13 protein-coding genes and 1 pseudogene are annotated in these 13,672 nt (G+C 65.9%); 8 read left to right on the forward strand and 6 right to left on the reverse strand.

All coding sequences use genetic code 11. From position 1 onward, the window contains the following. Window positions 1-20: 20 nt before the first annotated feature. Window positions 21-1,148 (reverse strand): flavin reductase family protein, encoded by a 1,128-nt coding sequence (locus G6N33_RS10920; RefSeq protein ID WP_044509320.1) that lies wholly within the window; start codon window positions 1,146-1,148, stop codon window positions 21-23. Window positions 1,149-1,217: 69 nt separating this feature from the next. Between G6N33_RS10920 and G6N33_RS10925 the strand changes: the two genes are divergently transcribed. Beyond that, entirely contained in the window at window positions 1,218-1,892 is a 675-nt protein-coding gene (locus G6N33_RS10925) for a TetR family transcriptional regulator (RefSeq protein WP_044509319.1), read from the forward strand. 4 nt (window positions 1,893-1,896) lie between these two features. On the opposite strand, the gene G6N33_RS10930 is transcribed toward G6N33_RS10925, so the two are convergent. Next, window positions 1,897-2,526, reverse strand: a complete 630-nt coding sequence (locus G6N33_RS10930; protein WP_101528387.1) for a GNAT family N-acetyltransferase — start codon at window positions 2,524-2,526, stop codon at window positions 1,897-1,899. Window positions 2,527-2,609: 83 nt separating this feature from the next. Here G6N33_RS10930 and G6N33_RS10935 point away from each other — a divergent pair, with 83 nt between their 5' ends. Further along, entirely contained in the window at window positions 2,610-3,701 is a 1,092-nt protein-coding gene (locus G6N33_RS10935; RefSeq protein ID WP_044509317.1) for a F420-dependent hydroxymycolic acid dehydrogenase, read from the forward strand. Window positions 3,702-3,762: 61 nt separating this feature from the next. Further along, entirely contained in the window at window positions 3,763-5,106 is a 1,344-nt protein-coding gene (locus G6N33_RS10940) for an acyl-CoA dehydrogenase family protein (protein WP_044509316.1), read from the forward strand. A gap of 51 nt (window positions 5,107-5,157) precedes the next feature. On the opposite strand, the gene G6N33_RS10945 is transcribed toward G6N33_RS10940, so the two are convergent. Beyond that, window positions 5,158-5,613 (reverse strand): MaoC family dehydratase, encoded by a 456-nt coding sequence (locus tag G6N33_RS10945; protein WP_044509315.1) that lies wholly within the window; start codon window positions 5,611-5,613, stop codon window positions 5,158-5,160. Window positions 5,614-5,648: 35 nt separating this feature from the next. Between G6N33_RS10945 and G6N33_RS10950 the strand changes: the two genes are divergently transcribed. The 5 genes and pseudogenes from G6N33_RS10950 (at window position 5,649) to ag85C (ending at window position 9,557) form a co-directional block, all read left to right on the forward strand. After that, window positions 5,649-6,146 (forward strand): metallophosphoesterase family protein, encoded by a 498-nt coding sequence (locus G6N33_RS10950; protein WP_044509314.1) that lies wholly within the window; start codon window positions 5,649-5,651, stop codon window positions 6,144-6,146. Between the two features lie 70 nt (window positions 6,147-6,216). Further along, complete coding sequence (locus G6N33_RS10955) at window positions 6,217-6,684, forward strand: MarR family winged helix-turn-helix transcriptional regulator (RefSeq protein WP_044509313.1); 468 nt, start codon at window positions 6,217-6,219, stop codon at window positions 6,682-6,684. A gap of 62 nt (window positions 6,685-6,746) precedes the next feature. Continuing rightward, window positions 6,747-7,511: pseudogene (locus G6N33_RS10960) on the forward strand (ATP-binding cassette domain-containing protein); the annotation flags it as partial. Then, the gene (locus G6N33_RS10965) at window positions 7,501-8,328 is read left to right on the forward strand and encodes an ABC transporter permease (protein ID WP_044509311.1); all 828 of its coding nucleotides are present in this window, start codon (window positions 7,501-7,503) and stop codon (window positions 8,326-8,328) included. The pseudogene G6N33_RS10960 and the gene G6N33_RS10965, both read left to right, overlap by 11 nt. Before the next feature lie 233 nt (window positions 8,329-8,561). Continuing rightward, entirely contained in the window at window positions 8,562-9,557 is a 996-nt protein-coding gene (ag85C, locus tag G6N33_RS10970; RefSeq protein WP_044509310.1) for a diacylglycerol acyltransferase/mycolyltransferase Ag85C, read from the forward strand. A 57-nt stretch (window positions 9,558-9,614) separates the two neighbouring features. Here ag85C and G6N33_RS10975 read toward each other — a convergent pair whose 3' ends face one another. The 3 genes from G6N33_RS10975 to treS all read right to left on the reverse strand — a co-directional run bounded on the left by G6N33_RS10975 (window position 9,615) and on the right by treS (window position 13,589). Next, the gene (locus G6N33_RS10975) at window positions 9,615-10,313 is read right to left on the reverse strand and encodes a YoaK family protein (protein WP_044512675.1); all 699 of its coding nucleotides are present in this window, start codon (window positions 10,311-10,313) and stop codon (window positions 9,615-9,617) included. Window positions 10,314-10,402: 89 nt separating this feature from the next. Next, window positions 10,403-11,755, reverse strand: coding sequence for a maltokinase N-terminal cap-like domain-containing protein (locus tag G6N33_RS10980; RefSeq protein ID WP_044509309.1), 1,353 nt, complete (start codon window positions 11,753-11,755; stop codon window positions 10,403-10,405). Window positions 11,756-11,807: 52 nt separating this feature from the next. Then, window positions 11,808-13,589 (reverse strand): maltose alpha-D-glucosyltransferase, encoded by a 1,782-nt coding sequence (gene treS, locus G6N33_RS10985; protein ID WP_044512674.1) that lies wholly within the window; start codon window positions 13,587-13,589, stop codon window positions 11,808-11,810. Window positions 13,590-13,672 lie beyond the last annotated feature (83 nt).

Consider the following 13,672-nt stretch of genomic DNA (forward strand, 5'->3'; position numbering starts at 1 on the left):
CTCCCATGTCGGTTGGAGTCTCAAAGGGATAGGTCGACGTCGCCGACGGGTACCGACACGCAGATCTGGATGTCCTCGTCGGGTGCGGTCGAGACCGCGCCGGTGGTCAGGCTGCGCACCGTGCCGGAGACCTTCCGGCGTGTGCAGGTGTGACAGATGCCCATCCGGCATCCGTTCTCCGGGGTCAGGCCCGCCGATTCGGCCTGCTCCAGCAACGATCTTCCGTCGTCGGTGACGTCGACTCCGCTGTCCGCGAAGGTAATTCGACCGCCGGATGGATTCGATGGCGCGGAAACGGTCGGTGGCACGAAACTCTCGGCGTACACGTTCTGGCAGTGTTCGCGCACCGCCTCGATCAGTGTGTTCGGACCGCAGACGAATACGGCGTCCGGCGATTCCATCGCGGCGGCCAGGTGTCGGGGCCCGAAGCGGCCCTTGAGGTCGCCGCGGCCTGAGCGGGTGTAGCCGTGCAGCACCCGTACGCCGGGCATCGCGTGCAACTCGTCGCGATAGCAGGCCTCCGCGGGCGTGCGAGCGTAGTGGATGAACGCGATCTCACCGCCGTTGCGGGTGTGTCCCTGGGCGACCAGGGTGCGCAGCATCGCCAGGACGGGTGTGATCCCGCTGCCGCCGGAGACGAAGAGGATGCGTCGCGGGCTTGCCGAGTCCTCGAGATCGGGCAGCACGAAGTCGCCGCCCACCCCGGCCAGACCGACCACCATGCCGGGGCGGGCCTGCTCGTAGAGGTAGTTGGAGACCAGCCCGGCTTCCGAACCCGTCCCGTGGCGGCCGATGGTCAGCTCGAGGTCCGCACTGCCTTCGACATTGGCCGGGGAGTAGCACCGGGTGTGCCAGCGGCCGTCGATTTCGACGGCGACGTTGACAAACTGGCCGGCCTTGACGGCATGCTTCGCGGTGAAGCTCTTGTTGGGGGTGAGGATGAGTGTGACGCTGCGGGGTGTGCTGCGGCGCACGTCGACGACCTTGGCGCGGGCGTCGCCCTGGGTCCAGGTTCGGTCCACCAGCTCGGTGTAGCGGTCCACACCATGGGGGCCGGTGAGCAAGTCAACCAGGTCGGAACCGAGTATGCGGTCCCGGAAAGTCTTGGCGAAGCTCCGACGCGAAGTCTGACTTCTTTGAGTGAACATATGTACACCGTGCGGCCAGATGGTGCAGCTAGTCAAGAGTTTCTGCAGCTCTGTGGTAGGCTTCACATAGTGAACGGTCGTACTCCTAGCTCACGGTCACACCGGTCTGGTCGGGAACGCACCCGGGAAAGCCCGTCACGCGAAGAGCGCAAGGAAGCCACCCGGCGGGCCATCATCGCCGCCGCGCTCAAGCTGCTGCAGGACCGCAGCTTTTCGGCGCTGAGCCTGCGGGAAGTCACGCGCGAGGTCGGGATCGTGCCCGCGGCGTTCTACCGGCACTTCGAGTCGATGGAGGCCCTGGGCCTGGTCCTGATCGACGAGTCGTTTCGCAGCCTGCGCGACACACTGCGCGACGCGCGGGCCGGCAAACTGGACCCCAACCGGGTCATCGAATCGTCCGTCGAAATCCTGATCGCCAGCGTCGCGGACCGGCGAGAACACTGGCGGCTGATCGGCCGCGAACGCAACAGCGGGCTGAGCGTGCTGCGTTACGCGATCCGCACCGAGATCCGACTGATCACCTCCGAGCTGGCCACCGACCTGGCCCGCTTCCCGCGGCTGCACGAGTGGAGCACCGAAGACCTCAACGTGCTGGCGACGCTGTTCGTCAACGCGATGATCGTCATCGCCGAAGCCATCGAGGACACCCAGACCGCCGAGGCGATCGAGGATATCCGGCGGCTGGCCGTCAAACAGCTGCGCATGATCGCCGTCGGGATCGCCGGGTGGCAGAGCATGCCCTGACCGGCTAGCGCGGGTCCCGCCACATCGCCCACAGCGGGGGCCCACCGCCCGGCAGCGGGATCTCCTCCATCACCCTGAAGCCAAAACGCTGGTAATAAGGCACATTCTCGGGCTTGCTCGACTCCAGATAGGCCGGGCAGTACTCGGCGTCGCAGCGGTCCAGCCGTGATCGCATCAACGCCTGCCCGTAGCCTTGGCCGCGCACCGCCGGATCGCTGCCGATCGCGGCCAGATACCAGTGCGGCTCTTCGGGATGTTTGCGCTTCATCGTTTCCTGGATGGTCCGCGCCGTCCCGGAGCGCAGGCCGAACACCCGCAAAAAAGCCGGCATCATCGCGAACTCCGCCCAGCGCGATTCCTGCCACTGATTCGGCGGGTCCCATAGGGCGGCCGCGCCCACGCCAGGACCGGGGCCGGTACTCGTGTCGGTTCCGGGACCGGCCACCTCGACGCCACCGCGGGGCAGATGATGGTGGCGCGTCATCGCCGCGAACATTCGGGTCAGGTGCCCGGCGCGCGTTTTACTGTCGGGAAAGATCCACATCATCACCGGATCGTCGAAGAAGGCCCGGCTCAGCGTGGCCGACAGCTCGCGCAGGTCGGCTTTGCGCGCCGGACGTGCCCGGACAGCCATGACGTCAGGCTAACGGCTGTCGCCTGGAATGAACACGAAAACGCGTCGGGCGTGCCGCAGGTGGCGGCGGGTACCTTGGTTGCGTGGCGCGTCTCTCACGTCGGACATTCGGTCAACTGGCGGCCGGCGCGGGCCTGCTGGGTGTCGGCGGGGCGGCCGGGTGCGACCGGGTGGACGAGCGTCGCGGTGCGCCGGCCAGTCCGCCGCCGATCACCAAAGGCGTGGGAATTGTCTTGTCCCACGAGCAATTTCGGACCGATCAGCTAGTGGAACAAGCCCAAGCGGCCGAACGGGCCGGGTTCCAATACGTTTGGGCATCCGATCACCTGCAACCGTGGCAGGACAACGAAGGCCACTCCATGTTCCCGTGGCTGACCCTCGCCCTGGTGGGCAATAGCACCAGCCACATCTCCTTCGGCACCGGCGTCACCTGTCCGACCTACCGCTATCACCCGACAACGGTGGCGCAAGCTTTCGCGTCATTGGCGATCCTGAACCCAGGGCGGGTGTTTTTGGGGCTCGGCACCGGCGAACGACTCAACGAACAGGCCGCCACCAATATGTACGGCAAGTACGCCGAACGCCACGATCGACTCGTCGAGGCGATCTCCCTGATCCGTCAGCTATGGAGCGGAGATCGAATCTCGTTCGCGGGACGGTATTTTCAGACCAATTCGGTGAAACTGTATGACCTGCCGTCGACGCCGCCGCCGATCTTCGTGGCCGCGGCCGGCGCCAAAAGCGCGCGGCTGGCCGGACAGTACGGCGACGGATGGATCACCCAGGCCCGCAACCTCACCAACCTCAAGCTGCTGGGCGCACTCAACGACGGCGCGCACGCCGCCGGACGCGACCCGTCGACCCTGGGCAAGCGCGCCGAACTATTCGCCTTCGTCGGCGAGCCCGACGAAGCCGCTCGCGCGGCGGAATTGTGGCGCTTCACCGCCGGCGCGGTCGACCAACCCAATCCCGTGGAGATTCAGCGCGCCGCCCAAGCCAACCCCATCGACAAGGTGCTCGCCAACTGGACCGTCGGCACCGATCCGGGCACGCACGTCACGGCCGTGCAATGGGTGCTCGACGGCGGCGCGGTGCCCTTCCTGCACTTCCCGCAGGGCGACCCGATCGCCGCCATCAACTTCTACCGCGACTACGTGCTGCCCAAGCTGCACTAAAAAGTTGCCGACGGACCGCGTTGCGTGGCCCCGCGATTACGATGAGGGAACTCCATCAACGATGCCGGTGCGACGATGCACTGGGGATTGGTCGGCCACGGTGTGGGATTTCGAAACGGACCCGGAATACCAGGCGAAGCTGGACTGGGTCGAAAAGTTCATGGTCGACGAGCTAGAACCACTCGACCTGGTCCCTCTTGATCCATACGACAAGCAGAACGCCGAGATGATGGGCATCCTGCGCCCGTTGCAGCAGCAGGTGAAGGACCAGGGGTTGTGGGCCGCGCACCTGCGGCCCGAGCTCGGTGGGCAAGGGTTCGGGCAGGTCAAGCTGGCGCTGCTGAACGAGATCCTCGGACGTTCCCGCTGGGCCCCGTCAGTATTCGGTTGCCAGGCGCCCGACTCCGGCAACGCCGAGATTTTGGCGATGTTCGGCACCGAGCAGCAGAAGGCCCGCTACCTGCAGCCGCTGCTCGACGGCGAGATCACCTCGTGCTATTCGATGACCGAGCCGCAGGGCGGTTCGGACCCGGGGGCCTTCGTCACGGCAGCCACCCGCGACGGCTCAGCATCCGGGGACTGGGTCATCAACGGGGAGAAGTGGTTCTCCACCAACGCCAAGCACGCGTCGTTCTTCATCGTCATGGCCGTCACCAACCCCGAAGCCCGCACCTACGAAAAGATGTCGCTGTTCATCGTCCCGGCCGAGACGCCCGGCATCGAAATTATCCGCAACGTCGGCGTCGGCGCGGAATCTTCCAAGCGCGCCAGCCACGGCTACGTGCGCTACACCGACGTCCGGGTGCCGGCCGATCATGTGCTGGGCGGTGAAGGCCAAGCCTTCCTGATCGCTCAAACCCGACTGGGCGGCGGTCGCATCCATCACGCCATGCGCACAATCGCGTTGGCGCGCAGCGCCTTTGACATGATGTGTGAACGGGCGGTGTCCCGCAAGACCCGACATGGTCGGCTGTCCGACTTCCAGATGACCCAGGAGAAGATCGCCGACAGCTGGATCCAGATCGAGCAGTTCCGGCTGCTGGTGCTGCGCACCGCATGGCTGATCGACAAGCATCACGACTACCAGAAGGTGCGCCGCGATATCGCCGCCGTGAAAGTCGCGATGCCCCAGGTATTACACGACGTCGCGCAGCGGGCGCTGCACCTGCACGGAGCGCTCGGGGTCTCCGACGAGATGCCCTTCGTGAAAATGTTGGTGGCCGCCGAATCGCTGGGTATCGCCGACGGCGCCACCGAGCTGCACAAAATGACGGTCGCCCGCCGCACGCTGCGCGAATATCAGCCCGTGACAACGCCTTTCCCCTCGGCGCACCTGCCGACGCGGCGCGCCGAAGCGCAGGCCCGGCTGGCCGAACGACTCGAGCACGCCATCGCCGAGTTCTGACGGCGCGGCTCTCGGGAGCGCGAAACGGCGCGAAAGGGCGCTTTCCTAGGGTCAGGAGACGTAGCGGACGATGCTTTCGGCCACGCAGGCCGGCTTCGGCGATCCTTCGACCTCGACCGTGGTCGACACCGTTGCCTGCACGGTGCCGTTGCCCAGGTCCTCGACGCCAACCAGCGAGCTCTGGGCGCGCACCCGGGAACCCACCGGCACCGGTGCGGGAAACCGAACCTTGTTGAGCCCGTAGTTGATTGCCAGCTTAATGCCCTTGACGGTGTACATCTCGTGTTGCAGCCGGGGCAGCAGCGCCAGCGTCATGAAGCCGTGCGCGATGGTCTTGCCGAACGGGCCGGCGGCCGCGCGCTCGGGGTCAACGTGGATCCACTGGTGATCCCCGGTCGCGTCGGCGAACAGGTTGACGTCTTCCTGCGTGATCGTCACCCAGTCGCTGGTGCCGATGGTTTCACCCGCGGCGGCGGCAAGATCGGTGACTGACTCGAAGGTGCGCATGCTTTCTCCTCTGTTCGCGGGTAAGCATAGAACTCGTGAGGCTGCTGTTGATTGCCGATACCCACGTTCCCAAGCGGGCCCGTGATTTGCCCGCCCGGGTCTGGGAAGAAGTCGCCGCGGCGGACGTCGTCATTCATGCCGGTGACTGGATAGCCCTCGAGCTGCTCGACGAACTGGAGGCACGGGCCGCGCGGCTGGTCGCCTGCTGGGGCAACAACGACGGTCCTGAGCTGCGCGCGCGGCTACCGGAGCGCGCGGACGCCACACTCGCGGGGGTCCGATTCACCGTCGTCCACGAAACCGGCGCGGCCAGCGGGCGCGAAGCCCGGATGTCGCGGCTCTACCCGGACAGCGACGTGCTGGTCTTCGGGCACAGCCACATCCCGTGGGACACCACCACCGAGACGGGGCTGCGGTTGCTCAATCCCGGATCGCCGACGGACCGGCGGCGCCAACCGACCTGCACCTACATGATGGCCGCCGTCGAGCGCGGCGCCGTGACCAACGTCATGCTGCATCGGCTGCAGGCATAGCGGCATTCCGGGCCTAGCTAAAGGCTCTACACAGCCTGCGCACATAGAGAGCTCGTAAACAGAGTTATCTATGTGCGCCCTGACGTCACGCACCAATCCGGGTGCCGACCTGTTTGGTGTCGTCGGCCGGTTCGGCCGCCAACTGCGCGGATCTGCGGGCACCGGCGGCGCCTGGGCGAACGGCTCGGCACGGTTTACCGAAGCCCAATCGGAGCTACTCTGGCTGGTGGGGCGGCGACCGGGCGTCTCGGTGCGCGCGGCGGCCAGCGAATTCGGACTCGCTCCCAACACCACGTCGACCATGGTGTCCATGCTGGTGGCCGGCGGATCGCTGATCCGGACCGTCGACGGGACCGACCGTCGTGCGTGCCAACTACGACTCGCCGGGCCCGCCCAGCAGGCCGTCGACGCATCGCGCGCCGCTCGGCGCGCGTTGCTGTCGCAGGTGCTCGATGAGCTCGACGATGACCAAATCGAAGCTTTGACAACAGGGTTGGCTGTCCTCGACACGGTGGCCCGCCGACTGCAGGAGAGATGATGACGAAATTACCGATGGCGGTCGACGCCCGACACCTGGGTTTTCGCTACGGCCAGTTCACTGCCGTGGACGACGTGACGCTGCAGGTACGACCGGGTGAGACGATGGGCCTCCTCGGTCCCAACGGCGCCGGCAAGACCACCCTGGTGCGGATGCTCACCACGTTGACGCCGATCCAGAAGGGCCAGTTGCACATCTTCGGCCTGGACTCGCGGCGCCAGACCACCGACATCCGAAGCAATATTGGCTATGTCCCACAACAACTTTCGGTGGAGCCGGCGTTGACCGGCCGACAGAATGTGACGTGGTTCGCCCGGCTATACGGGGTTGCGCGCATCGAGCGATCCGACCGGGTTGAGCGGGCGCTGGCGGCCATGGAGCTCCTCGACGTGGCCGACCGGACGGCGGGGACCTACTCCGGCGGCATGGTGCGCCGGCTGGAAGTGGCCCAGGCGCTGGTCAATCGGCCGTCGCTGCTGGTGCTCGACGAACCGACCGTCGGATTAGATCCGATCGCGCGCGACGGCGTCTGGAATCAGGTGCGGAGCATGCAGGCGCAGTTCGGCATGACCGTGCTGCTGACCACGCACTACATGGAGGAAGCCGACGCCTTGTGCGATCGGGTCGCGCTGATGCATCGCGGCGTGTTGCGCGCCGTTGGCACCCCGGCCGACCTGAAGTCGAAGGTGTCGCCGGCCGCCTCGCTCGAGGACGTGTTCCGCCACTACGCATCCTCGGACCTGCACGGCGACCCGTCGGCACCGCCGGAGCAGGCCGAATTTCGCCAAATCCGTTCCAGCAGAAAGGCTGCCAGCCATGCCGGTTGATCAAAGCTACGCGATCCCGGCCGCCACCCTGGTGCGTGCGCCGCGCGGACGGCAACGCGTCATCGCCATGTTCGGCCGCATCGGCGCGTTCGCGATCGTCGAGCTACAGAAGCTGCAGCACGACCGAACCGAGCTGATCACCCGCATGGTGCAACCCGCGCTGTGGCTGGCGATCTTCGGGACCACCTTCAGCAAGCTGCACGTCATCGACACCGGACCGGTGTCGTACCTCGCCTTCCTGGCACCGGGCATCATCGCCCAGTCGGCATTGTTCATCTCGATCTTCTATGGCATCCAGATCATCTGGGATCGCGACGCCGGGGTGCTGGCCAAACTGATGGTGACGCCGGCGCCGGCGTCGGCGCTGATCGCCGGGAAGGCGTTCGCCGCCGGGGTGCGCTCGGTCGCCCAGGTCGTCGGCGTCATGGCGCTGGCATACCTGATGCGTGTCGGCCTCACCGTCAATCCGCTTCGCATCCTGGCGGCGATGGTCATCGTGATGCTCGGCGCGGCGTTCTTTGCGTGCCTGTCGATGACGCTGGCCGGGCTGGTTCGCAATCGCGACCGGCTGATGGGTATCGGGCAGGCGATCACGATGCCGTTGTTCTTCGCGTCGAACGCGCTGTATCCGGTCGACGTGATGCCCGCCTGGCTGCGCGCGCTGAACACCGTCAACCCGCTGAGCTACGAGGTCAATGCGCTGCGCGCGCTGTTGATCGGCACCCCGATGAATCCGCTCGACATCGTCGTGTTGCTGGTGGCCGCGGTGATCGGAATCGCCACGGCTTCAACGCTTTTGCGTCGCCTGGTCGCGTGACATCTGCACCCGGCAGTAGCGGATACCCGGTCGCGGCGCAAGATCCCCCGCACGGTTTGAGCGCCGATCGTGACCCGATTGTGACGATTGCTGGCTGACTCTCAATCGTTAGCCAACCGCGACCTACCGCCCCGGCCACGACGACCCAATCCAACCCGCCCGCCGTGTTTGACTCCGGGAGAACAGATTCCACCGCATCTCGCGGCAGATGAAAGTTGGGATGGGTAAGAGCTATGACATTCGTTGAGAAGTTGCGTGGCGCTGCGTCAACCATGCCGCGCCGGCTGGCTATCGCGGTTGTAGGCGCTGCCCTGTTGTCCGGTCTGGTCGCTGTTGTGGGCGGCTCGGCGACTGCGGGGGCGTTCTCCAAGCCGGGTCTTCCAGTGGAGACCCTGCAGATTCCATCACCGTCGATGGGTCGCAACATCAAGGTGCAATTCCAGGGTGGCGGCCCGCACGCCGTCTACTTGCTCGACGGTCTGCGGGCGCAGGATGACTTCAACGGCTGGGACATCAACACCCCGGCCTTCGAGGAGTTCTACCAGTCGGGGCTGTCGGTGGTGATGCCCGTGGGCGGCCAGTCCAGCTTCTACAGCAACTGGTACCAACCCTCGGCGAGCAACGGCCAGACCTACACCTACAAATGGGAGACCTTCCTGACCCAGGAGATGCCGCTGTGGTTGCAGGCCAACAAGCAGGTTTCGCCGCTGGGCAACGCCGCGGTCGGCCTGTCGATGTCGGGTGGCTCTGCGCTGATCCTGGCGGCCTACTACCCGCAGCAGTTCCCCTACGCCGCGTCGCTGTCCGGTTTCCTCAACCCGTCCGAGGGCTGGTGGCCGACGCTGATCGGCCTGGCGATGAGCGACTCCGGTGGCTACAGCGCCAACAGCATGTGGGGTCCGTCGACCGACCCCGCCTGGAAGCGCAACGACCCGATGCTGCAGATTCCGCGACTGGTCGCCAACAACACCCGCGTCTGGGTCTACTGCGGGAACGGCACCCCGAGCGACCTCGGCGGCGACAACATGCCGGCGAAGTTCCTCGAAGGCCTGACGTTGCGCACCAACCAACAGTTCCAGAACACCTACATCGCCTCGGGTGGACGCAACGGCGTGTTCAACTTCCCGACCAATGGGACGCACTCGTGGCCGTACTGGAACCAGCAGCTGATGGCGATGAAGCCGGACATGCTGCAGGTGCTGAATACAGGCGCCGCGCCCGCGGCCTGACACGCAGAACGAGCATCGGCAGCAGCGCACCGGTCAAGCGCTGCTGCCGATGCTTCTTTATTCGTTGGCGTCCTTTTTCCTCAGCTGGTCTTGGCGGTCCTGGTGGAAGTAGGTGTAGACGGTCGTCAGAGCGCACACGGAGGTGGCGGCCACCAGCATCGCGGTGCCGTTGACGACCGAGCCGATGAAGCCGCCCAGCGTGGCGCCCAGGACGATGCTGGAGAACAGCAGTAGGTAACCCAGCCAGTCGGCAGCCCGCCCACCGGCGATGTGACGTTCGATGCCCTGGCCCATCTTGACTAGCGTGCCGGTCACGTAGCTCAAGGGCACCGACACCTCGCCGTTCTTGACGAAGGATGTGTTCAATGCGCCGATGCCGAAGGCCATCAGCGCGATCGGCGGGAAATCGACATCACTTTCGCTCCATCCCTCATCGACTACGTCGAGCACGGTGGCCGCGATCAGACTGAAAGTGGTCAGCACGGTCGGTCCGTGCGGGTGCGCCACCCAGAAATGCCGCCGGCATGCCGACGCGACCACCACCCCGGCAACGAAGCACAGGATCAGCAGCATCGCAGCCACGGACGGCCACACCTCGCCGCGGAAGAACCCGAGCGGAGCCCGTTGGGCGTTGCCCGTCATGAAGGTCACCAAATACCCGGCGGAATGAAGAAAGGAGATCGCACCCAGCACACCCGCCAGCGCGCCCAACACCCACGACAGCCGAGTTTCGCTGTTGAAGATTTCATTCGCCACGGCAACCATGCAAGCAGAACTCGTTGAGCCGTGCTGGGATCGCATAGCAGACGCATACGTTGGGGCCTGCCCGCCGCGGACGCAGCGACTCAGTCGACCGCGATGAGCCGGGTGATCGACCGCAGCGGAATCGGCAGCCAACTCGGCCGGTGCCGCGCCTCGTATCCGGCTTCGTAGACGGCCTTGTCGAGCTCATAGGCGGCCAACAGCAATGCCGAATCGCGGGGATCGGTTTCCGCCGCGGCCGCGTAGCCGTCGCAGAAGGAGGTTCGATTGCGCTCGACCCATTCCCGTGCGCGGGCCGCCAGCTGCTTGTCCCCCTCGTGGTCGACCAACGGCCCGTACGCGGCGTACTCGAACGACCGCAACACACCGGCCACGTCACGCAGCGGTGAATCGGGTGCCCGTCGCTCCTGCAGCGGCTGGCCGGGCTCGCCTTCGAAGTCGATGAGCAACCAGCTCTCCGGGGTGCGCAGCACCTGCCCCAAATGCAGGTCTCCGTGCACCCGCTGGACCGTGATCGTCTCGCCCGACAACTTCTGGAAACGCTCCTCGATCGTCGCGGCATGCTCGGCCAGCTCGGGAACCTGCGACACGGCGGAGGCCACCCGCGCCAGCATGGTGTCCACCGGAAACGCGACTCTCGCCGTGCCCAGGACCTCGGCGAGAGTCGCGTGCACCGACGCGACCGCCTCACCGAGCCGATAGGACTCGCCGGCGAAATCGCCGCCGACCTCATGGGCGTACAGGTCGCCCTCGGCGAACAGGTCGCGCACGCTGGCCGTGGCCATGGCCCACCCTTCGGCGGCGGTGGCCGCGAATTCGGTGACCATGCCCAACGGCCACGCAGTCTCTTCGGAGCCGTCGGCCCCGGCGATCTCGTAGGTGCCCAGCAGTCGGGCCACGTTCGGGTTGCCGGCGCGCCCGAGGACCCGGTTCAACTCGATGTCGGGGTTGATCCCGCTGCTGACCCGACGGAACACCTTGAAGATGGCCGATCGATCGAAGATCACGCTGGTGTTCGACTGCTCAGCGTCGGCGACGCGCGGCTCCGCGTCCAGCGGCAGCGCGACGTCCGGCTCCTTGCGGAACATCACGCGCGTGTCGGCGGCCGCGCGGTCGGCCGACTCGTCGATCAGCGACAGCAAGAATCGCGGGCCATCGATGCCGTAGAGCGCGTCGTAGCCGGTCCGATCGTCGGCGGCGCCGATGGTGGCGACCGTGTTGTACTCGGTGACCGGCTCCGCGTCCCATCCGACCAGGACCTGATAGCGCTCGGATGGACCGCTGACGTAATCGGCCTCGACCAGGACGAGCTCCAGGTTGTCGTGCAGCGGAACAACGAGCGCGGGTTCGGCGCCGACCAGCTCGCGGTTACGCCCGGCGTACCAACGCTGCTGCGGCAGCCAATCGATCCACGGCAGCTTGGCTGACTGGGTCATCTGCGCCACCCCTCCTCATCGCTTCGCTTTGCATCGTCGTGGGCGCGGGTCGTCATGCATTCTCCTCCGACGCGCACAGCTGGAACCAATAGAAGCCATGTCCCGGCAGTGTCAGCAGATAGGGCAGGTGTCCGATCCGCGGAAACTCCACTTGCCCGGTGAGCTCGATCGGTGTGTAGCCGCTCCAATGCTGCAGGCTCAACTCGATCGGCTGCGGGAATCGGGACAGATTGTTGACGCACAGCACGATGTCGCCGCCGCCCGGCGCTTCCCGCAGGAACGCCAACACCGACGGATTCGACCCGCCGAGTTCCTCGAACGAACCGATGGCGAACGCCTCGTGTCGGCGGCGCACCGACAGCATTACCCGGGTGAAATTGAGCAGCGACGTCGAGGTGTCCCGCTGCGCTTCGACGTTGACGGCTTGGTATCCGTACACCGAGTCCTGGCTCGGCGGCAGATACAGCCGACCGGGATTGGCCTTGGAGAAGCCCGCGTTGCGGTCCGGTGTCCATTGCATCGGGGTGCGTACTCCGTCGCGGTCACCGAGCCAGATGACGTCGCCCATCCCGATCTCGTCGCCGTAGTACAGCACCGGCGAGCCGGGTAGCGACAGGAGCAACGCGGTGAACAGCTCGATCTGGTTGCGGTCGTTGTCGAGCAGCGGGGCCAGCCGACGGCGGATGCCGACGTTGGCCTTCATCCGCGGGTCCTTGGCGTACTCGGCGTACATGTAGTCGCGCTCTTCGTCGGTGACCATTTCCAGCGTCAGCTCGTCGTGGTTACGCAGGAAGATGCCCCACTGCGCCATCTCCGGGATTTCCGGGGTCTGCGCCAGGATCTCCGAGATCGGAAAGCGCGACTCGCGCCGGACGGCCATGAAGATGCGCGGCATCAGCGGGAAGTGAAACGCCATGTGGCATTCGTCGCCGCCAGTGCTGGGCTCGCCGAAATACTCGACGACGTCGGCGGGCCACTGGTTGGCCTCGGCCAGCAGCACCCGGCCCGGGTACTCGTCGTCGACCACCTTGCGGACCCGCTTGAGGAAGGCGTGCGTCTCGGGCAGGTTCTCGCAGTTGGTGCCCTCACGCTCGAACAGGTAGGGCACCGCGTCCAGTCGGAACCCGTCGATCCCGAGGTCCAGCCAGAACCGCAGGACGTCGATCATCGCCTCCTGCACGGCGGGATTGTCGTAGTTCAGGTCCGGCTGATGCGAGAAGAAGCGGTGCCAGTAGAACTGCTTGCGCACCGAGTCGAAGGTCCAGTTCGACTCCTCGGTGTCGATGAAGATGATGCGGGCGTCGCTGTATTTCTCGCTGGTGTCGCTCCACACGTAAAAGTCGCCGTAGGGCCCATCGGGGTCGTGGCGGGACTCCTGAAACCACGGATGCGACTCCGAGGTGTGATTCATCACCAGGTCGGTGATGACGCGGATTCCTCGTTCGTGGGCGGCGTCGAGGAGCGCGACGAAATCTTCCACGGTGCCGAACTCGGGCAGCACCTTGTAGAAATCCCGGATGTCGTATCCGCCGTCGCGCAGCGGCGAGTCGTAGAAGGGTGGCAGCCAGATGCAGTCGATGCCGAGCCACTGCAGGTAGTCGAGTCGTTGCAGCAGCCCGCGCAGGTCACCGGATCCGTCGGCGTTGCCGTCCAGGAACGCCCGCACCAGCACCTCATAGAAGACGGCGTGTTTGAACCAGGTCGGGTCCGCGGGCAGCGCGGCGGCGTTCTCGAAATCCTCCGCGTTGGGGTGCTCGACCACACCGCCTTCGACGTGACTGCCCTCCGCGGGATCGTGTTCAACGGCTCCGTGGTCAGGGGTTGCGTCGTTCATCAATTCCACGATGCCACGTGTACCCGAGCCGGGCAGCAGGGAATCACGCCGCTAATCCGCCCCGGCGGCAACCGAATTGACCG

It is taken from the genome of Mycobacterium simiae (assembly GCF_010727605.1).
GTDB lineage: Bacteria > Actinomycetota > Actinomycetes > Mycobacteriales > Mycobacteriaceae > Mycobacterium > Mycobacterium simiae.

Excerpts from the sequence above, each read along its gene's own strand:
- ag85C (WP_044509310.1), top strand. The coding sequence starts at position 8,562 with ATGACATTCGTTGAGAAGTTGCGTGGCGCTGCGTCAACCATGCCGCGC.
- G6N33_RS10945 (WP_044509315.1), bottom strand. The coding sequence starts at position 5,613 with ATGCGCACCTTCGAGTCAGTCACCGATCTTGCCGCCGCCGCGGGTGAA.
- G6N33_RS10920 (WP_044509320.1), bottom strand. The coding sequence starts at position 1,148 with ATGTTCACTCAAAGAAGTCAGACTTCGCGTCGGAGCTTCGCCAAGACT.
- G6N33_RS10940 (WP_044509316.1), top strand. The coding sequence starts at position 3,763 with ATGCCGGTGCGACGATGCACTGGGGATTGGTCGGCCACGGTGTGGGAT.
- G6N33_RS10955 (WP_044509313.1), top strand. The coding sequence starts at position 6,217 with ATGTGCGCCCTGACGTCACGCACCAATCCGGGTGCCGACCTGTTTGGT.
- G6N33_RS10930 (WP_101528387.1), bottom strand. The coding sequence starts at position 2,526 with ATGGCTGTCCGGGCACGTCCGGCGCGCAAAGCCGACCTGCGCGAGCTG.
- G6N33_RS10980 (WP_044509309.1), bottom strand. The coding sequence starts at position 11,755 with ATGACCCAGTCAGCCAAGCTGCCGTGGATCGATTGGCTGCCGCAGCAG.
- G6N33_RS10965 (WP_044509311.1), top strand. The coding sequence starts at position 7,501 with ATGCCGGTTGATCAAAGCTACGCGATCCCGGCCGCCACCCTGGTGCGT.
- treS (WP_044512674.1), bottom strand. The coding sequence starts at position 13,589 with ATGAACGACGCAACCCCTGACCACGGAGCCGTTGAACACGATCCCGCG.